General features: G+C 63.0%; 17 protein-coding genes. 11 read left to right on the top strand and 6 right to left on the bottom strand.

The features are described from left to right. Positions 1–39: 39 nt before the first annotated feature. Positions 40–504 (bottom strand): Lrp/AsnC family transcriptional regulator, encoded by a 465-nt coding sequence (locus A0W34_RS10480; RefSeq protein WP_003940830.1) that lies wholly within the window; start codon positions 502–504, stop codon positions 40–42. Between the two features lie 30 nt (positions 505–534). Between A0W34_RS10480 and hglS the strand changes: the two genes are divergently transcribed. Both hglS and amaB read left to right on the top strand, forming a co-directional pair. Beyond that, positions 535–1,830 (top strand): 2-oxoadipate dioxygenase/decarboxylase, encoded by a 1,296-nt coding sequence (gene hglS / locus A0W34_RS10475; RefSeq protein ID WP_081557646.1) that lies wholly within the window; start codon positions 535–537, stop codon positions 1,828–1,830. Continuing rightward, positions 1,817–3,322 (top strand): L-piperidine-6-carboxylate dehydrogenase, encoded by a 1,506-nt coding sequence (amaB, locus tag A0W34_RS10470; RefSeq protein ID WP_081557645.1) that lies wholly within the window; start codon positions 1,817–1,819, stop codon positions 3,320–3,322. Before hglS ends, amaB begins: the two co-directional genes overlap by 14 nt. Here the strand turns inward: amaB and A0W34_RS10465 are convergent. Genes A0W34_RS10465 through A0W34_RS10455 form a run of 3 tightly spaced genes read right to left on the bottom strand, consistent with a single transcriptional unit; the run spans position 3,273 to position 6,491 of the window. Then, positions 3,273–4,058, bottom strand: coding sequence for an alpha/beta fold hydrolase (locus A0W34_RS10465; RefSeq protein WP_081557644.1), 786 nt, complete (start codon positions 4,056–4,058; stop codon positions 3,273–3,275). The genes amaB and A0W34_RS10465 overlap by 50 nt on opposite strands. After that, positions 4,055–5,119 carry an isopenicillin N synthase family dioxygenase gene (locus A0W34_RS10460; RefSeq protein ID WP_081557643.1) on the bottom strand — a complete coding sequence of 355 codons (1,065 nt, stop codon included), beginning with the start codon at positions 5,117–5,119 and terminating at the stop codon, positions 4,055–4,057. The genes A0W34_RS10465 and A0W34_RS10460 overlap by 4 nt, the downstream gene beginning before the upstream one ends. Further along, positions 5,100–6,491 (bottom strand): uracil-xanthine permease family protein, encoded by a 1,392-nt coding sequence (locus A0W34_RS10455; RefSeq protein ID WP_007727244.1) that lies wholly within the window; start codon positions 6,489–6,491, stop codon positions 5,100–5,102. Before A0W34_RS10455 ends, A0W34_RS10460 begins: the two co-directional genes overlap by 20 nt. Before the next feature lie 134 nt (positions 6,492–6,625). On the opposite strand from A0W34_RS10455, the gene A0W34_RS10450 reads away from it, so the two are divergent. The 3 genes from A0W34_RS10450 to A0W34_RS10440 are packed head-to-tail and all read left to right on the top strand — an operon-like array spanning position 6,626 to position 9,374. Further along, positions 6,626–7,189: a helix-turn-helix domain-containing protein gene (locus A0W34_RS10450; RefSeq protein ID WP_081557642.1), complete on the top strand. Its 564-nt coding sequence runs from the start codon at positions 6,626–6,628 to the stop codon at positions 7,187–7,189. Between the two features lie 54 nt (positions 7,190–7,243). After that, positions 7,244–8,248, top strand: a complete 1,005-nt coding sequence (locus A0W34_RS10445) for an acyl-CoA dehydrogenase family protein (protein WP_081558786.1) — start codon at positions 7,244–7,246, stop codon at positions 8,246–8,248. A gap of 34 nt (positions 8,249–8,282) precedes the next feature. Next, entirely contained in the window at positions 8,283–9,374 is a 1,092-nt protein-coding gene (locus tag A0W34_RS10440; protein ID WP_047271740.1) for an N-formylglutamate amidohydrolase, read from the top strand. A gap of 38 nt (positions 9,375–9,412) precedes the next feature. Here A0W34_RS10440 and A0W34_RS10435 read toward each other — a convergent pair whose 3' ends face one another. Then, a complete protein-coding gene (locus A0W34_RS10435) occupies positions 9,413–10,744 on the bottom strand; it encodes an anaerobic C4-dicarboxylate transporter family protein (RefSeq protein WP_003940851.1) in 1,332 nt (443 codons plus the stop codon). A gap of 106 nt (positions 10,745–10,850) precedes the next feature. On the opposite strand from A0W34_RS10435, the gene A0W34_RS10430 reads away from it, so the two are divergent. Together A0W34_RS10430 and A0W34_RS10425 are read left to right on the top strand one after the other, a co-directional pair. Continuing rightward, complete coding sequence (locus A0W34_RS10430; RefSeq protein ID WP_042449813.1) at positions 10,851–15,398, top strand: ATP-dependent helicase; 4,548 nt, start codon at positions 10,851–10,853, stop codon at positions 15,396–15,398. Between the two features lie 63 nt (positions 15,399–15,461). Next, positions 15,462–16,253, top strand: coding sequence for a DNA-formamidopyrimidine glycosylase family protein (locus A0W34_RS10425; protein ID WP_081558785.1), 792 nt, complete (start codon positions 15,462–15,464; stop codon positions 16,251–16,253). Here A0W34_RS10425 and A0W34_RS10420 read toward each other — a convergent pair. Next, a complete protein-coding gene (locus A0W34_RS10420; RefSeq protein WP_007727263.1) occupies positions 16,240–16,809 on the bottom strand; it encodes a TetR/AcrR family transcriptional regulator in 570 nt (189 codons plus the stop codon). The genes A0W34_RS10425 and A0W34_RS10420 overlap by 14 nt on opposite strands. 87 nt (positions 16,810–16,896) lie before the next feature. Between A0W34_RS10420 and A0W34_RS10415 the strand changes: the two genes are divergently transcribed. The 4 genes from A0W34_RS10415 (at position 16,897) to A0W34_RS10400 (ending at position 20,103) form a co-directional block, all read left to right on the top strand. Further along, the gene (locus A0W34_RS10415) at positions 16,897–17,838 is read left to right on the top strand and encodes an oxygenase MpaB family protein (RefSeq protein ID WP_081557641.1); all 942 of its coding nucleotides are present in this window, start codon (positions 16,897–16,899) and stop codon (positions 17,836–17,838) included. A gap of 17 nt (positions 17,839–17,855) precedes the next feature. Further along, the gene (locus A0W34_RS10410; protein WP_003940745.1) at positions 17,856–18,392 is read left to right on the top strand and encodes a hypothetical protein; all 537 of its coding nucleotides are present in this window, start codon (positions 17,856–17,858) and stop codon (positions 18,390–18,392) included. A 324-nt stretch (positions 18,393–18,716) separates the two neighbouring features. Beyond that, positions 18,717–19,190, top strand: coding sequence for a serine/threonine protein kinase (locus A0W34_RS10405; protein ID WP_081557640.1), 474 nt, complete (start codon positions 18,717–18,719; stop codon positions 19,188–19,190). Further along, a complete protein-coding gene (locus tag A0W34_RS10400; protein WP_030535049.1) occupies positions 19,180–20,103 on the top strand; it encodes a hypothetical protein in 924 nt (307 codons plus the stop codon). Before A0W34_RS10405 ends, A0W34_RS10400 begins: the two co-directional genes overlap by 11 nt. Positions 20,104–20,136: the final 33 nt, after the last annotated feature.

The following is a 20,136-nucleotide window of genomic DNA, read 5'->3' as shown; positions in this document are numbered from 1 at the left end:
GAGTGTCGATAGAGGACCGTAAAAGTTATTGAACAAGCGTCATTCGTCGTAAAAAGTTTGTAGGATGATGGTGCTTCGTGTGTTGACGTTGGCTGCCGTACGGATCTCCTGCAGCAATCGCTCCAACGCCCGAGGTGACGCCACCCGGACCAGGAGGACGTAGCTTTCGCTCCCGGCTACCGAGTGACACGAGACGACCGCCGGCAGATGACGCAAGCGGGCAGGCGCATCGTCGGGCTGCGAGGGATCGAGAGGAGTGATGGCGACAAATGCGGACAGATTGTGACCGAGTGCCTCCGGATCGATCTTCGCGGAGTACCCACGGATCACCTTGCGAGATTCCAAACGACGCACTCGCGACTGGACTGCGGAGATCGAGAGTCCAGCCTTTTCAGCAAGACTCGCGAGAGTGGCACGGCCGTCCAAGACCAATTCACGCATCAAGAGTCGATCGGTTTCGTCGACCGGAACACCGGCAACGTCACTGGTTTCTGTTTCTCGCACCTGCGCAGGCTAACGCAATCGGACATTCGTATGGTTGAAACCTGGGAGCTACGTGCACGGTTCGCAGCGGCCCTCGCCAAGATGTATGGCGACGAGGTCCCCGCTTACAACACCTTGGTAGATGTAACGATGCAGGTGAACCGTGATTTTGCCGCCGAACATCCGGATTCTGCGGAGCGCCTGGGCAGCCTGGCGAGAGTCAGCGCCGAGCGTCACGGCGCCATCAGACTGGGGACTCTCGACGAACTACGTGACGTAGCCACCGTCTTCGGCGGATTCGGTATGTTTCCGGTCGGCTATTACGACCTCCGGCTCACCGACTCCCCCATTCCCGTTGTCTCGACGGCATTTCGCCCCACCGATCCCGCCGAACTCGCCCGGAACCCGTTCCGCGTTTTCACCTCGGTGCTGACCAGTTCCGATTCCAGGTTCTTCGACACCGACCTCGAGCGTCGGATCACCGGGTTTCTGCGTCGCCGGACCCTGTTCTCTCCCGAACTTCTGCAGTGGGCACGTCAATCGAGTCGCGAGGGCGGCCTGACGGAGCCCGAGGCGACACAGTTCGTCGATGCAGCGACCTCGGCGTTTCGGCTCGGCACCGATCCCATCGACGCGGGCTGGTACCGCGAACTCGCCGCAATCTCGCCTGTCGCTGCAGACATTGCGGGGCAGGGCTCGACCCACGTCAATCACCTCACCCCGCGAGTGCTCGACATCGACGAGTTGTACCGCCGCATGACCGAGCGCGGTATCACCATGATCGACCGCATCCAAGGCCCGCCGAGATGGAGCGGACCACCACTACTTCTGCGGCAGACGTCGTTTCGTGCATTGGCCGAAGACAGACTCTTCCGTCAGCACGACGGATCGGTCACCACTGAGCCCGTCCGCGTCAGATTCGGCGAGGTGGAGGCACGCGGAATCGCGTTGACCCGCAGCGGGCGAGCGATCTACGACCGACTGATCGCCACGCCCGAGGACGCCGATTGGGACAGCGAATTTCCGCACTCCGAAAGCGAACTCGATGCCGCGGGGTTGGCGTACTTCACGTTCCGAACCGAAGGAACTGTTGTCGTCCGCGACCCGATCGTCTACGAGGACTTCCTACCTGCCTCCGCGGCCGGGATCTTCGCATCCAATCTCGATTCCGTGACCGGATTCGTTTCCGATGCGCCCGGCGCCGAATACGGGCAGGATCGATTGGAGGGCGCCGTCGACCGCACCATCGAAGATCCGTTCGAGCTGTACCGCGCACAACAAGAGGCGTCACGTGCGGTGCTGCCTCCCGCCCACAACAACAGAGGACTCCCCAGTGAACCTGCCTGATTCTTCGAGCCTCGCCGATCGCGCCGAAAGCGCCCTTGCCGCGTGCGGTGTCGAGTGGCCCGCCGGCGACCTGAGCGCACGAACCCCCATCACCGGTACACAACTGCGTACCGTTCGGCAGCACTCCGGCCGAGAGGTCGACGACGCCGTCGAGGCGGCTCATCGTGCGTTCCTCACCTGGCGAACCGTTCCCGCTCCGGCGCGCGGCGCGGTCGTACGCCGGCTGGGCAGCTTACTGACCGAGCACAAGGATGACCTCGCGGAAATCGTGACGTTGGAGGCCGGGAAGGTCACCTCGGAGGCTCTCGGCGAGGTACAGGAGATGATCGACATCTGCGAGTTCGCCGTCGGTCTCTCCCGGCAGCTCTACGGACGCACCATGCCGTCCGAGCGTCCCGGACACCGGTTGACGGAAACGTGGCACCCTCTCGGCGTTGTCGGGGTCATCTCCGCGTTCAACTTTCCCGTCGCGGTGTGGTCGTGGAATACCGCCATCGCTCTCGTGTGCGGCGACGCCGTCGTCTGGAAGCCTTCGGAGACCACGCCGCTGACTGCACTGGCATGTGACGCCCTCCTCCGACGCGCCCTCGCCGACTGTGATGCACCGATCGACGTTCACCAGTTGGTCGTCGGCGGACGTGGCGTCGGTGAGGCTCTCGTGGACAACCCACTCGTGGCCTTGGTCAGCGCCACCGGTTCCGTGAGGATGGGCCGCGCCGTGGCTCCGCGGGTCGCCGAGCGCTTCGGACGAAGTCTCCTGGAGCTGGGTGGAAACAACGCCGCAGTCGTCACGCCGTCGGCGGATCTCGAGCTTGCCGTACGCGGAATCGTGTTCTCCGCCGCCGGAACTGCGGGGCAGCGGTGCACCTCACTGCGCCGGCTCATCGTTCACGAGTCGATCGCCGATCACGTCGTCGACCGCGTTGCGTCCGCGTACGCGCAACTCCAGGTCGGTAGCCCCTTCGATTCCGGTGTTCTGGTCGGGCCGCTGATCAACGAGGCTGCATTCGAAGCGATGCAGAAGTCCCTCTCGGCCGCGCGCGCCGACGGCGGCACCGTGGTGTGCGGCGGCGACCGCGTCGGCGATTCCGGGTTCTACGTGACGCCCGCTCTCGTTCGTATGCCCGCACAGACCGAGGTGGTGCGGGCGGAGACTTTTGCACCCATCCTCTACGTCTTGACATACACCGACTTCGACGACGCCATTGCGCTGCACAACGGCGTGCCTCAAGGACTTTCGTCCTCGATCTTCACACTCGATCAGCGAGAAGCAGAGCGCTTCCTCGCCGCCGACGGCTCCGATTGCGGCATCGCGAACGTGAACATCGGAACGTCCGGTGCGGAGATCGGCGGCGCATTCGGCGGGGAGAAGGAGACTGGCGGCGGACGCGAATCGGGTTCGGATTCGTGGAAGGCATACATGCGCCGAGCCACCAATACCGTCAATTACTCGGACCAGCTTCCGCTGGCTCAAGGGGTCGAGTTCGGCTGAACACCTGCCGGGCGAAATCGGTGATCGCGTCGATCAACTCCGGGAGCGCCGACAACTGCGGTGCATGGTCGGTGCCCAGGCTGACCACCTGGGCACCGGGGACAAGTCTCTGCATGGCGCGTTGAGCCTCGATCGGCACGGTTCGATCCAGCGTGCATTCGACATACAACCTCGGCACGGTTCCGAATCGCTCTTCCGTCCAGACCGGTGCCATCAGGCGGGCTGACTCCAGTTGTGGAACGAGCATGCGCGCGGCGAAGATCGCATCAGCCACCGGCGCTTCGTGGAAGAACACAGCGGCACCGGCTTCGGGCGGAACAGCCGTCGCATCCCCGTCGTCGGCGGGGACCAACCAACGTGAGATCCCGACCGGACTTTCCAGACCGAGTTCGACGCAGAGCATCCCGAAGTCCGTCTGCGATGGAAGCATCATCCCTGCGACGTACACAAGACCCGTTACCCGCGAAGGCAGCAACTCAGCCACCTGTGAGGCCACGATGCCACCGCCGGAGTGACCGACGAGGGCGCACTGCCCGTCCAAGGACTCGACAACTGCCACAACATGTTCGGCAACGACATCGAGATCGATCACGTCGTCTGGGTTCCAACTTCCCGAGCCGGGAAGCTCCACCACAACAGGATTTAAGCCGGCCGATTTCAGTGGGCCACACACACGATCCCAGACCCAACCGCCGGCCCACGCTCCGTGGATCAGGACGATGTTCCGTGCACTCACTGCTTGACCTCGAGCTCCGCAGCCAAAAGTACCCGAGCCGCCTCACGACCTGCGGCGGCGTTGGACTTCCCCTGCCTCGACCCGGCCAATTTGGCCTTGATGTGATCGCGAACGGTAATGGGTTCGTACTCCAAGCCGGAGTCGTCCTGAAAACTCGGCAAGGTCGCAATCACCGCGTCGACGTTTCCATCATGGAAGAAGGCCGCCGATCGCCGGCGCTTGATGGTGCCGTTCACCACCGGAGGCGCAACTCGGTGCAGCGTGGACATCCACCTGTCGTTGGTCAGTCGCGCGGTGAGATCCCCGAGGTTGACCAGTAGCGCGCCGTCGTGCGGCCAGACATCGTGCCAGCGTCGGTCGGTCCCGAGCACTTGCAAACCTTCGACCTGATCCGCCCACAGCACGGTGACCAGCCCGAAATCGGTATGTTCACCCATCCCCTTCAACTCACCGTCCAACGTCACCGTCCCTTCGGGTAACGCGTAGTTGTTCATCCGCAGTACGTCGATGGAGTGGTCGGTGATCGACTCGAAGAATCCTGGGGTCAGCCCGAGCGCATCTTCGAAAATGGCGGTCAGTGTGCGTGCCACCCGCTCGCCATGGGCGTAGTAATTCTCCACCCGCTCCGTGAAACCGGACACTGCGGGCCACAGGTTGATTCCGTAATCGTCCTCCGACAGTTCGAGTTCGGTGAATGATCGGGCTTCGGTTCCGACGTTGAAGGCCTCGAAAAAGTCGTTCATTCTGGTCGCGGATTCGACGCCGAGGCTCAGGCTCAGCGACTCGCTCTTGGGTGGGCTGTACCCACGATTCGCGCCCTCGATTCGGTAGCCCGACTTCGCCTCCATCGGCAGCCCGAAGAAGTCGTCCATCGCTTCGGCGAGGCCGGAAGAAACAGCGGCCGGAACACCGTGGCCCCGAATCTGCATGAAACCTACAGTCCGACAAGCATGGTCGACTTCGGCCGCCACTCGCGCCTTGTCCTGGTCGGCACCACCGAGCACGTAAGGCGAGATGTCGACGACGGGCACTTCGAAGGGATCAGACTGGGACTGTGACACTGGCGTCTCCTGCAGAGCTGGTGGCGGGTTCAGATTTTGCAGTGGCATGGAGGCTCTCTCGCGATCGCCTCGCGAGTTCACCGAGTCGGGTGTGATTGAACAGCAGATTGAGCGAAAAGGCCGAGGCCGCAGCCAAGGTGATGCCGCTACCGAGGAGGATCTGAGCCGAGGAGGGGAATCGCTCGAACATCCCCTCCGCAAATTCCGGAAGAATACCGATCCCCACCGATACAGCGGCGATCGTGGTGTTGATCGGGTCACTGAGATCGACCTTGCGCAGCGTGTTGATTCCGACCACGGCGACAGTGGAGAACAAGATGATTCCGACACCGCCGACCACCGGATCAGGCAGGGCTGCAACCACTTCACCCATTCGCGGGATGAGGCCGAGGACGATCAGAATGGCACCGCTGGTAGCGGTCACGTACCGGCTGTACACCCGGGTCGTGGCAACGGCGCCGACATTCTGCGAGAAAACGGTGTCGACAAAGGCATTGAAGATTCCGCCCAGAACTCCCGACATCCCGTCGGCCACCAGCCCTCGTGCGAGATCTGCTTTCTTCAAAGGCTTTCCGGTGATCTCGCTGACTGCCAGCATGCTCGCCGTCGATTCTGCGAAGACGACTGCCATGACGATACTCATCGCCACCACGGCGGTGACGGGAAACTCCGGAGCGCCGAAGTGGAACGGCATCGGGAAGCCCACCCAGGCCGAGCCGCCGACGCCACTCAGATCGATCAGGCCCATCGGGATGGCGATCACGGTGCCGATCACCAGCGCCATCAGTACACCGAGCTGCGTCCACATCCCGCGGCCGAGGCAGATGAAGGCCACCGCGACCACAACGACTGCGGCAGCCAGCGCCAGATTCTTCGGGTCGGCGAACGACGGGGAGGTGGGGTCGTTTCCGACGATCAGTCCTCCTGCGACACCGATCAACGAGATGCCGATGACTGTGAGGACGACGCCGGTAACCAGGGGTGGGAAGTATCGGACGATCTTGGCGAACGGCACGGCCAAGGCAATGCCGACTACGCCACCGACCAGCATGGACCCGTACACCGCCTGCAGGCCGTACTCCTTGGCGATCAGAATCATCGGCGTCAGGCCGGCGAAGGTCGCCCCGCAGACGATCGGCAGCCGGACACCGGCGACCTTCCCGACGCCCAGGCTCTGAATGATCGTGATGATGCCTGCAACGAGCAAGTCCGCGCTGATCAGCATCGCGACTGTGCTGCGGTCCAGCCCTACGGCGGCACCGAAAACCAGCGGAACCGTGATGCAGCCGGTGTACATGATGAGGACGTGCTGAAGAGCAAAAGCAGACTGGCGGGCAAATGGGAGCCGCTGGTCGACAGGATGGATGGCCATGCGCCGATCTCCGTCCGAAGCTGGAAGTGTTTCGTGTACGGGACTATTCAGCACGTCGATAATTTCTTACCGTGGTCGAATTTGTTTCGTCTGTGTAATCAAAACTTTCACCAGAGCACTGCTATCTTCGGCACATGGACGACGACCAGAAGGCGATAGCGACCGCAATCGGGGCTGCCGTGCGGACGGCGCGAAAAGAAGCCGGACTGACGTTGCGCGAGGTTGCCGTGAAGTCGGGCTTGTCGCAGCCCTTCCTGAGCCAGACCGAAAACGGCCACGCAGTACCCAGTGTCATGAACCTTCATCGCCTCGCGCAATCGCTCGGCACCACGGCGCACGCACTCTTGGCACAGGGTGAGCGAACTCCGTCCAGCCTCGTCCGCGCCGGCGAGGGGCGAACCTTCGAACTGGCACACGATTCGGTGATTCGATTCTGCTCCACCGGCTCACGGACCATGGAACCCAACGAGATCACGGCAGCACCTCATTCCGAGGCAGGTGAGCACACCGAGCACGCCGGCGAAGAGTTCATTCATGTTCTCGAAGGATCTGTCGAGGTCGAGGTGGGACTGGACGAGCATCACGTTCTTCACGTAGGCGACACCCTCCTCTACACCTCGACCATCCCGCACCGGTGGTTCAATCGCACCGACTCGGTGGCGAGATTCCTCATCGTGAGTTCGCCGCCCTCGTTCTAGATGCTCGGTTTCGGTTCCACACCACAACCCCCGCTCACGGCTTACCCTGACAGCGTGACCAAGTGGCCGGAACTTGCGCGTGAGATCGCCGATACCGTTCTGTTTCCCGTCGCCGACAGCGTCGACGCCGACGGAGAAATCCCCAGCAGCCATTTCGACGCGCTCGCCGCCGACGGCTTCTACGGCATCGCCGCCCTCGGTGACGGCGGCCCCCGCAGCGAAGAACTGGTCGAGGTCCTCGAAACCTTGTGCGGCGGTTGCCTCGCGACGACGTTCACCTGGATGCAGCATCACGGCGTCGTCGGAGCCCTGGCAGCGAGTACCAATACGTCTCTGCGCGAACAATACTGGGACGGTCTGGTTTCCGGCACGATTCGCGGTGGGGTTGCCTATGCCGGCGCCATCCCCCGCCCACCGCTCCTGTGGGCGAAGCGGGTGAACGACGGCTACGTCCTCGACGGGATCGCACCCTTCGTCACCGGTTGGGGCATCGTCGACGTTCTCTTGGTGTCGGCGCGCGACGAGTTCGACAATTCCATCGTTCATTCCGTCGTACCGGTGGGCGAGGCCCCGGGTCTGACGATCGAGGAGCTTCCACTGATCGCGGCGCGCGGAAGCAACACCGTCCGAATCGTGTTCGACGCTTTCGAAATTCCCGATACCGACGTCTGTGCTGTCGTCAGCGACGAACAATTCCAGAGCACCCAACTCCCCGGCTTGTGGCTCAACGGCGCGATGGCCATGGGCATCACCCGCCGTGCTGTCACCGAACTCGCGGATCTGGGAGTCGACACCGACGCGTTCGAGGAACAAGCCACCCGGGCGCGCGCCGATCTCGATGCAGCACTGCGCGACGGCGGCGACATGTCGGCCGCCCGCGCCCGAGCGTCGGAACTTGCGATACGCGCGTCGGCCGCACTCGTGACTGCGACCGGAAGCCGCGCTCTGGTCGGCAGCAACACCCCCGAGCGGCTCATGCGTGAAGCCACCTTCACTCTTGTCGCGGCTGGTCGCCCGGAGATCAAAACGGCTCTCGTGGAACGACTCACCGGATACTGAGTACGCACGGTTGTACTCGATTACGCTGGGATTCATGACCAGTGGAGAACCAGTACTCATCCCGGCCGGAACCGTGTTCACGGCGGAGGACCTGACGTTCTATGCCGATCGTGACTCCCGCAGTCTCGACGACGCCATCGCCGACGCCGACCTTCTTGTCAGTTGCCCACACTCGGGTTCCGCGATTCCAGCAGAACTCTCACGCTTTCTCGCACCCGAGTTCACACAGCGGCTGCAGTTCGACTTCACCGACATGTCCACCAGTCCCATCGTGCGCCGTTGGGCCGAAATCGATTCGCGCATCGTGTACGTCGAGAATCCGCACCCTCGCATGATTCGCGATCCCAACCGTGCGAAGCCCGAAAACCTGGAAGCGTCACTGCGCGAGGCCTTCGCCCGCGTCCACGAGGCCGGTGCCGGCAACAAAGCGGACCTCGCCGGTGTCGACGCAGTTCGCCCTGTCACCTTCTCGTTCTACCCCCTGCTGCTCGAGCCTACCGACGACGCGGGTTGGAAGGACCTCGCCGAGACCTTCACCGAGACAGCTGAACACGGTTTGGGCGTCTACGAGAGAACTCGCGACGCACTGATCGAAGCCATGGTGGCGAAGAGCTTCGAACTCGGTCGATCGTTCACGACCTTGTCGTTCCACGACACGATGAACCACACCACCCGGCAGGACGGCGCCGTCAATGTCGAACGGCCGGAAGCAGATCGGCTCCCCGACGTCGTCGCACTCTCCAATCGTGGCGACCACGACGGCAATCGACGCGGCGACAATCCCGTGACGATGGATCCGGAGCTCATACGCACACTTGCGATCTCACATCGCAAGGGATTTCAGGTCGACGATCCGGATGCCGTCGCTCTCAATCAGCCGTACCTCGGCAGTTTCGAAATCATTCGAGCCGGAGCCAGATTCGCCGAATTGAGCGCCCGCGCCGCCGAAGCCGGGATCACGTTGAGCGCGGTTCAGGCCGAATTCAAACGAGAATTCCTATTGGGAGACGAGCTGGCCGCCTACATCATGGAACCCGGCGTCGACTGGCCTACACCCGACGCCGAACGGGTGGACCAGCTCGCCCACGCGTGCAAGGCGAGCTGGGACCACTACCGCAACAGCTGACTCAGCGCTGTCACTCAGGGCTGACTCAGCCGCAATACTCAACCGAGCACCACTCCGAACAACGCGCCGGCCGCAATCGTCGTGACGGCCAAGATGATGGTCGGCAGGAAGAACGAGTGGTCGACGAGCTTGGAACCGAGCTTCGTGCTGCCCGAGAGGTCGAAGTTCGCAGCCGCGATCTGCGAACCGTTTGTCGGCAACAGATAGACGCCGGCAAACGCTCCGGCCCACATTCCGCTCACCAGACCGGGTGCAATCCCGGCAGCGAGACCGATCGGCACGATGGTCCTCGTAGCGGTCGACTGACTGGTCGTCAGTACACAGACCAGGAAGACACCGAGCGCGAAGATCCACGGCGCGGCGTTGACCCAGTCGCCGACGGTGCTCGTGATCAGCTCGGAATGGGCGCTGATGAACGTGTCCGTCAGCCATGCCAGACCGAACAGCGCGATGGCCGAGACCATACCGGCACGGAACACCGTCGACGACGGCACGTCGGCGACATTCGGGCGGCACACCAGCAGGATCAACGTACCCACGACGAACATCAGCATTTCGATGATCGGTGTCATCCCCATCGGAGTACCGTCGGCAGCTTCGGGACGAATCCCCTTGAACAGGCCGAAGATCACGATAGCCAGGACGCCGGCCAGGAAGATCAGTGCCGCGTTTCGTCCGGTCTTCGTCGAGACGAGTTCGGTCTTGGAGGCTGCACCAGGTCCGGCCAATTCGCCCGACTTCATCTTCGCCTGTATCTCCGGGTCGTCGTCGAGATCTTTGCCGAGTCGGTTGACCGCGATTGAGGAAAGGACGATGCCGACAACAGCAGCCGGGAAGGTGATCTTGATGATGTCGATGAGTTCGAAATCGTAGGGCGGCACGTCGGTCAGCGTGACCATTGCCGCCATTGCCGCGGACACCGGACTACACGCCAGCGCCACACCGGTCGAGACAACTGACAGCGACAGCGGTCGTGACGGCCGCACACCGTTCTTGTACGAGACGTCGTAGATGACGGGGAGCAGCGGGTAGAGGATGTTGGACGTGCCGGCACCGACCGAGAACAGGAATGACACCAACGGCGCGATCAGCGTGATCTGTTTCGGGCGAGATTCGATCAACTTGGCCGCGATGGTGACCATCCAGTCGATACCACCGGCCGCCTGCATCATCGACGACGCGAGGACGACGGACAGGACGATGAGGAGAGCGTCGACCGGCGGACTGCCGACATCCTCTCCGAAGACGAACACGAGGACGGCAACACCTGCGCCGCCCCACAGACCTAGAGCGACACCGCTCGATCTGGTACCCATGACAATCGCCCCGAGCACTACCGCCAGCTCGAGGACAATCTTGACTGCTTCCATCAGGCACTCGCCTTCTCGATAACAAGAGAATCGCTATAACAGGGCAAATAGTATGCTCTGCACTTCGGCTGCAGGCACGAACACGCTGTCGGTGGGAAGGTGCAATATGGTGGTCGTGACCAACGTCCTCGGTAGGTTCTCACCCGCCACACGCGAGTGGTTCGGCGGCGCTTTCAGCGCTCCGACTGCTGCGCAGCTCGGCGCCTGGGAATCCATCGCGAGTGGCTCTCACACACTTGTCGTCGCACCCACCGGCTCCGGCAAGACATTGTCGGCGTTCCTGTGGGCCCTCGATCAACTCGCCGCCAAGGACGAAGGCGAACGCGCCACCAAAGTCCTCTACATATCGCCGCTCAAAGCGCTGGGTGTGGACGTCGAGCGGAACCTTCGCGCGCCGCTGGTCGGCATCACGCAGACGGCGAAGCGTCTAGGCCTCACTCCGCCCGAGATCACCGTCGGTGTCCGTTCCGGTGATACGTCCCAGGCCGATCGGCGCTCGTTGATCAAACGACCCCCGGACATCCTGATCACCACGCCTGAGTCGTTGTTCCTGATGCTCACCTCCGCTGCCCGGGAAACACTGGTCGGTGTCGACACCGTGATCGTCGACGAGGTTCACGCGGTGGCGGGCACCAAGCGCGGCTCTCACCTCGCGCTCTCACTGGAACGCCTGGACGGCTTGCTCGAGCGTCCGGCGCAACGCATCGGATTGTCGGCCACTGTCCGTCCGCACGAGGAGATCGGGCGGTTCCTCGCCGGTTCGGCACCCATCCGGATCGTGGCACCGCCTGCCGCCAAGACCTTCGACCTCACGGTCCGTGTTCCCGTCGAGGACATGACCGAACTGGGGATCGCGACGCCGGACGACGGTTCCGAATCTCCCACCCCGCAAGCCGGTTCGATCTGGCCCCACGTCGAGGAACAGATCGTCGACCTCGTTCTCGACCACCGATCGTCCATCGTGTTCGCCAACTCTCGCCGCCTCGCGGAACGATTGACAGCCAGGCTCAACGAGATTCATGCAGAACGCATCGGTCTGGCCGTCGAGAAAACATCTCGCCCGCCCGCGCAGATCGGGGCTCCCACCGAGGTCAACTACGGCGCAGAACCCCTCCTTGCTCGCGCCCACCACGGATCGGTCAGCAAAGACCAGCGAGCCCTCATCGAAGACGACCTCAAATCGGGTCGATTGCGATGCGTCGTCGCCACCAGCAGCCTCGAACTCGGAATCGACATGGGCGCCGTCGACTTGGTCATCCAGGTGGAGGCACCGCCTTCGGTTGCCAGCGGCCTGCAACGTGTCGGCCGCGCCGGCCACCAGGTCGGTGAGATATCGCGAGGCGTCGTCTTCCCCAAGCATCGCACCGACCTTATTCATTGCGCGGTGACGGTCGAGCGCATGGTCGAAGGCAAGATCGAAGCGATGGCCGTTCCGGCCAATCCCCTCGACATCCTCGCTCAGCAAACTGTTGCGGCCACCGCTCTCGAACCGATCGACGTCGACGACTGGTTCGAGACGGTGCGCCGAAGCGGTTCCTTTGCAACGCTTCCCCGTTCGGCGTACGAATCGACTCTGGACTTGCTGGCGGGGCGGTACCCCTCGGACGAGTTCGCCGAATTACGTCCTCGCCTTGTCTGGGATCGTGAGTCCAACACGCTCACGGGCCGCCCGGGTTCGCAGCGTTTGGCCGTCACTTCCGGCGGCGCAATCCCCGACCGCGGCCTCTTCACCGTCTACATGGTTGGCGAGAAAGCGTCCCGCGTCGGCGAACTCGACGAGGAAATGGTCTACGAATCCCGGGTCGGCGACGTCTTTGCGCTCGGCGCCACCAGTTGGCGGATCGAGGAGATCACCTTCGATCGGGTTCTGGTCAGCCCCGCCTACGGCATGCCGGGTCGTTTACCCTTCTGGCACGGCGACGGACTCGGTCGCCCCGCCGAACTCGGACAGGCGTTGGGACAATTCGTTCGAGAGACCGCGCTGGGTAACGAAGCCGACGTCGTCGAGCGTTGTCGCGTGGGCGGGCTCGATCACAACGCCACAACCAATCTGATCCAACTCGTCGGTGAGCAGAAAAATGCCACCGGGCAGGTGCCGTCGGATCGAACCCTGGTGGTCGAACGCTTCCGCGACGAACTCGGTGACTGGCGTCTGGTGCTGCATTCCCCGTACGGCCAACGGGTTCACGCACCGTGGGCCCTCGCCATCGGGGCGCGCCTGCAGGAACGATACGGCGTCGATTCCAGCCCGACGGCCTCCGACGACGGCATCATCATCCGACTCCCCGACACCGAGAACGAACCTCCCGGCGCCGAACTGTTCACCTTCGACGTCGAGGACATCGAAGATCTGGTCACCCAGGAGGTGGGCGGCTCCGCGCTCTTCGCTTCCCGATTCCGCGAATGTGCCGCCCGCGCACTGCTTCTCCCCCGCCGCAATCCCGGAAAACGTGCACCGCTGTGGCAGCAGCGTCAGCGGTCGGCGCAACTGCTGGACGTCGCCCGCAAGTTCCCGACCTTCCCGATCCTGCTCGAGACCGTACGCGAGTGCTTGCAGGACGTTTACGACCTGCCTGCACTGAAGGAATTGTTCGGCAAGATCGAGAAAAGGCAGATTCGAATCGTCGAGGTGGAGACGGCCTCTCCGTCTCCGTTCGCCAGTGCGCTCCTGTTCAACTACGTGGGTGCGTTCATGTACGAGGGCGACAGCCCCCTCGCCGAGCGACGCGCCGCCGCTTTGTCCTTGGACTCCACGCTGTTGGCCGAACTCCTCGGCCGCGTCGAACTGCGCGAGCTCCTCGACGCCGGAGTGATCGAGCAGGCCGAACGTGAACTGCAACGGCTCGTCCCTGACCGAAAGGCCAAGGACCTCGAGGGTGTTGCCGATCTCCTCCGCATGCTCGGCCCGCTGACCACCGAAGAAGTCACCGAACGCTGTCTCGAGGACCCGGTCTCATGGCTCGAGAAGTTGGTTACGGACAAACGCGCCCTCCACGTCTCGTATGCGGGCGAGAGCTGGTGGACCGTCGTCGAAGATGCAGCGCGGCTTCGCGATGGACTCGGCGTTCCCCTACCCATCGGCGTTCCGGCCGCGTTCATCGAGCCGGTCGATCAACCACTCGACGACCTCCTGAGCCGGTACGCCCGCACCCACGGTCCCTTCACTCTCGCCGACGCGGCTGCACGCTTCGGTCTCGGAGTATCAGTCGCGCGTGACGTTCTCGGTCGGCTCGCGCTCGAAAAGCGGGTCTTGGAAGGTGAATTCCGCCCGTCTGCAACCGGGAGCGAATGGTGCGACGCCGAGGTCCTGCGTCGCTTACGGCGACGCTCGCTCGCCGCGGCACGGCAGGAGGTCGAGCCGGTCAGCACCGCGACGCTCGGGCGATTCCTTCCCAGTTGGCAGCACGTGGGCGGCACGCTGCGAGGAATCGACGGTGTTGCAACGGTGGTCGATCAACTTGCCGGCGTTCCGATTCCGGCGTCCGCTCTCGAATCGTTGATCCTGCCGAGCCGAGTTGCCGACTACTCTCCCGCGATGTTGGACGAACTCACGTCGACGGGTGAAGTCCTGTGGTCCGGATCGGGAGCTATCTCGGGCAAAGACGGGTGGGTAGTGCTGCACCCCGCCGACCTGGCACCGATCACGCTCAATTCGCCCGCCGACACCGACGTCTCGGAATTGCAGAAGCGCATCCTCGACCTGCTGTCCGGCGGCGGTGCCTACTTCTTCCGCCAGTTGGTCGACGCGTTGCGAACTACGGAGTCGGCTGCGGACACGGTCGACAGTGCGGTGACGACGGCACTGTGGGAGTTGGTGTGGCTCGGACACATCGGTAACGACACCGTTGCACCGCTGCGCGCACTTCTCTCCGACACCACCAGAACAACAACCAGTCACCGATCACCTCGCCGTGTTCCGCGGGCCCGTCCGTACCGCGGAATGGCCCGCGCTTCCACGCCCGCGCGCACGGGACCGGCAACTGCCTCCGGTCGGTGGTTCCAGCTGCCAGGTATCGAACCTGACCCCACTATCCGGGCGCACGCCACGGCTGATCTGCTGCTCGAACGATACGGCGTCGTCACCCGCGGTTCGGTGATGAGCGAGAACGTGCCGGGCGGTTTCGCGTTGATCTACAAGGTACTGAGCACGTTCGAGGACAACGGGCGCGCTCGACGCGGATACTTCGTGGACACCCTGGGCGGCGCTCAATTCTCCACGCCTCCCGTGGTGGACCGCTTGCGGACGTTCGGTGATTCCATCGAGGGGCGCCACACCTCCTCGGCTGCAGTCACTCTCGCGGCGTGCGACCCGGCAAACCCGTACGGCGCGGCGCTGCCGTGGCCGGCGTCGGGGGGCGAAGAGTCACCAGGACACCGACCCGGACGAAAAGCCGGCGCACTGGTAGTTCTGGTGGAGGGTGAGTTGGTTCTGTTCGTCGAGCGCGGCGGTCGCACGATCCTGACATTCACCGACGACGGCGGAACGTTGCGCCTGGCAGCACTGTCACTTGCTCAGAAGGTGACTTCTCGCGCCATCGACAAGTTGGTAGTGGAGAAGGTCGACGGAGAGACCATCCACGGCAACGATTTTGCTCCGGTCCTGGTCGAAGCCGGCTTCGCGGCCACCCCTCGCGGATTCCGGTTGCGGTCATGAGGATTGGGGTCATGATGATTGAGATCGTGGAAGTTGAGATCCTGAAGTGTGGGTGCGGCGACCATGCCTGAGGGCGATACCGTGTGGCGGGCCGCCAATGAACTGCGCGCTGCCCTGGCCGAGAAGGTACTCACCACCTGTGACGTCCGCGTTCCTCGTTACGCCACGGTTGATCTCTCGGGCCACCGCGTGGATTCCGTCGCCAGCCGCGGAAAACATCTCCTGATCCGAGTGGGCGAAGCGTCCATTCACACGCATCTGAAGATGGAAGGTCAGTGGCAGATTTATCGCCCCGGCGAGCGCTGGCGCCGACCCGCCCATCAAGCGCGCATCATCTTGGCCACCGAAGACTCTGTAGCAGTTGGCTTTTCACTGGGAATCACCGAGATCCTCGAACTCGGGCAGGAACAGGAGGCCGTCGGACATCTCGGACCGGATCTGCTCGGGACCGATTGGGACAGTTCCGTGGCCGCCCGAAATCTTCGGGCCGCCGACTCCGTGCCGATCGGAATCGCGCTCCTGGATCAGCGGGTGATGGCCGGACTGGGCAACGTGTACCGAAACGAGATCTGCTTCCTACGAGGTATTCACCCGAAAACGCCGACACATCTCGCGGGGAATCTCGACGCGATAGTGGATCTGTCTTTTCGCACCATCAACGTCAACAAGTCACGTCGCATCCGGGTCACCACCGGTGACACCCGCCCCGGTCGGCAGACATGGGTGTACGGCAGACGCGGAAAACCGTGCCGCCGTTGCGGAACTCGCGTCAGAGAAGACACCCTCGGACCGGATCAGCTCACCGAGCGAAATATCTTCTTCTGCCCGGCCTGCCAGCTCTTCACGCCTGGTTAGCGTTGATCAGCAGCCTGACGCAGTGGCGGACAAATCGATCACGGTCCACGACGATCGTGCCGTCCAGATAACCGATGAACAGTGTGAACAACGCCCCGACCAGTCCGACTGCCACCAGTTGCTTGTCCACGGGATCAGCGATCTCGGACAACTGGTCGTACACGAGGTCCACGAACGCCGGCATCGATTCGATACCGCGGCCGCTCAGGACGGGTTCCGAGAGCGGGGCGATCAGGAGCACTCTCCCCATCGCCGGATCGTCGACCATGAGCTTGACGAAAGCGTCGACCGCAGCGGTGGCGACGGCCTCGGATGTCGTCTCCGACTCCACTGCCGACGCAAGCGCCGACTGCGCGCGCTCGGCGACAAACGTGTGGACCGCGACAACGTACTGATCGCGATCGGTGAAGCTTTCGTAGAAGTACCGCTCGGTCAGACCGGCGGCCTTGCAGACCGCACGCACGTTGACGGCCGGACCGTCGACCGCACCGAGCAGTGTCACTCCGACGTCGAACAACGTCGCCTTTCGAGTGGCCCTGCGTTCTTCGATGCTCACAACTTCCCCACTTCGCCGACACTTGATCTTCAATGCACCCGGTATTCGATCCTTGACTACCGCTGTTGTCGATCCTAATCTGACAACATGCGTAGTCAACTTGACGACAGCAGCACCCCGCTTCCCCTCGGTCCGGATTCCCTGACGTGGAAGTATTTCGGCGACTGGCGGGGGATGCTGCAAGGCGTCTGGGCCGGTTCGATGCAGAACATGCACCCCGGCCTCGGCGCCGGAGTCGAGGAGCATTCGCAATTCTTCGACGAGCGGTGGGAACGGCTGTACCGCTCGCTGTATCCCATTGCAGGCGTGGTCTTCGACGGCGATCGCGCGCAGCAGACAGCCGAAGAAGTCCGCGGCTATCACACACGAATCAAGGGCGTCGACAAGTTGGGGCGTCGGTATCACGCACTCGATCCCGACACTTTCTACTGGGCGCACGCAACGTTCTTCATGGGCACCATCGTCACTGCCGAGAACTTCTCCGGTGGCTTGACCGAGGCCCAGAAACGTCAGCTCTTCACCGAGCACATTCAGTGGTACCGCCTGTACGGGATGAGCATGCGCCCTGTTCCCGAGACCTGGGAAGCATTTCAGGAGTACTGGGACCACATGTGCCGCAACGTACTCGAAGACAACAAGGCGACCCGCGACGTCCTCGACCTGTCGGGACTCGGCAAGCCCCCGTACATGACGTGGCTACCCGATCCGTTGTGGCGGCTCGCCCGAATCCCCCTCGCCCGCGGATTCGTGTGGCTGACGGTCGGAATGTACGACCAACCGGTTCGAGACCTACTCGGCTACTCGTGGACCAGTCGCGATCAGAAAATTCACAACGCTGTCGGCCGCACCGTCAACGCCGTCTTCCGTCTGGTGCCGTGGCGATACCGGTATCAGCCACGTGCTCGCGCGGGATGGGATCGAGCTGACGGCCGAATCCCCGCCGATGCACCACTGGTCCACACACCGGCGCGCAACCTGCCCCCGCTCGAGCAGCGAGATAACCCGATGCACTACAGCCCCAGGGTCTGATCTGCCATGCTCTGAACATGGAGTGGGACCTGCGAACCCTGCTGAACCGTCCGATCACGTCTCACGGTGCGCCGCTGGGACAAGAACGTGTGGCGGCGAGGACCACCGCGTACATCTACGGCAACATTCTTGTCCTCGCCGCACTCATACCGGTGACGAAATCTCAGGAATCGCTCGGCGCCGCGATTGTGGTCGGCACGGCATTGTCGACATACATCGCCCACACATTTGCCGAGGGAGTCGGCGAGAGCATTCGCAACGATCGCCGACTGACGACCGCGGAGAGAATCGACTCGCTTCGCGATTCCGTCCCGATCCTCACCTCTGCGGTTGTTCCTGTCGTCATTCTCGCGACGGCGTGGTTCAACTTCCTGGAACCACGGACGGCGCAGTTGATCGCGGAAATCGTCTTGATCCTGCGGATCGGTTCCACCAGTTACGTGATCAGCCGACTGCACGGCGAGAAAGTCAGTACGAACACACATCTGGCAGCCTTCGGCCTCGCTGCCGTCGCCACCCTCATAGTCGGCTTGAAGATAGTGCTCACTCATTGACGAGCCACAAGTGCAAAAGAAGTCAGACCGGTCGTATATAACTAAGACGGGCAATTCGCAGAAACCTGACAATCGGTAATTTCGATGTGCGGTGATCGACGACTAACTCTGCCCACTTCTATCAAGTAGGCAGAGGAGCAGCCCGCAATGACAACACCACAGTCGCCGTATCCCTGGAACAACGACCCCAACCACACGACACCTCTCCCTCCGCCCCCTCCTCCGCCGCCGGGCATCACACCCGGTCAGGCTCCGTACTCGGGACATCAGCCTGCTTACACCCCGCCCCGGCCCCCATACGGTCAAGGCACTGGATATTCGCCGATGCCTCCCCGCCCGCCGAAATCGTATGCATGGCTGTGGGTCCTACTGGGAGTTGTCACAGTCGCACTCGTCGCCGTCGTGGTCTACGTATGGGTTCTCCCTCTCGTCTTGAACGACAATTCCGACGAGAACACCGCAAGCACGGAAACCGTGGTGATCACCTCGCCTGCGGCCGCGCCGCAGAACGGCGTCGTCACACCCGCGCCCAACGAGTCGGTCCCTGGCAGCGCAGCGCGTTGTGGATCGGTGTTCTCGAACAACGAATTCACGACGTCCGCCGTCGGCACCAGCGTGACGTCCTGTGAGTTCGCCGAAGAAGTGCGCTACCAGTACGTGAGCCAGGGTCGACGCGGCGGCCCGGTCTCCATCAGCGCGGTCAGTCCGGTCACGGGAACTCGGTACTCGATGAACTGCGCCGGCAACAAAGTCGTCACGTGTACCGGCGGAAACAACGCGGTGGTCTATGTCTATTGAGCAGTGCGTCGAGGCTCGTAGCGGGACGCGCCGACGACTCCTGGCGGTTGCACTCGCCACTGCTTCTGCAGCAGCCCTCGCGGGCTGCACGATTCCGACGCGAGACGAGTCGTCGGAGAAGGTCGAGACGATCACCGAAATCGTCGTCGTTCCACCGGAGCCGACAGAGACTCCTGCCGCCCCGGGCAACGGTGTCGGCCCGCTCGCCGGATTCGAGGCCCTGGGCAACACCCTCGGCGGCGCCGTGGGTATCGCACTCGTGCCCGTCGGCGGAGGTCAGTCACTCGTTGCCGGCGAGTGGCAGAACGGAGTCGCCTGGTCCACCATCAAAGTCCCACTGTCCATCGCAGCCCTCCACGAACCCGACAACACAGAACTCACAACGGTCAAGCAGGCGATCACCACCTCCGACAACGAATCAGCCGAAGAACTGTGGCGAGGCCTCGGCGATCCGACCACTGCCGCAGCGAAGGTCGAGTCAGTCCTCGTGGCCTCCGGCGATATGTCCACCACCGTGGAATCACGCACGCTACGACCAGAATTCAGCTCGTTCGGTCAAACACAATGGCCACTTGCCGTCCAAGCGCAATTCGCCGCCACCCTGCCATGCCGGAGCGACGCCACCGAAGTCTTCGGGCTCATGGGCAGCATCAGCCCCGACCAACAGTGGGGCCTGGGAGTGATCCCAGCCGCTCGATTCAAAGGTGGGTGGGGGCCGGACGACGACGGCGGCTATCTGGTCCGCCAATTCGGGATCATCAGCAGCGGCACCGGACAACTCGCTGTCGCCATCGCAGCCAAGCCGGACTCGGGCACTTTCGCCGACGGTACTGCGATGCTCAGCGACATCGGCCGCTGGGTAGGCGAACGAGCGCAGGCTTTACCCATCGGCGGCACCTGCCAACCGAGCTGAAGTACTGCCGGTCGAGGGAGGTACTGCCGTTAC

This window comes from Rhodococcus sp. BH4 (assembly GCF_002079265.1).
Taxonomy (GTDB): Bacteria; Actinomycetota; Actinomycetes; order Mycobacteriales; family Mycobacteriaceae; genus Rhodococcus_F; species Rhodococcus_F qingshengii.
Note: the sequence above shows the minus strand (reverse complement) of the source record. Positions and strands in the feature narration are given on the sequence as shown.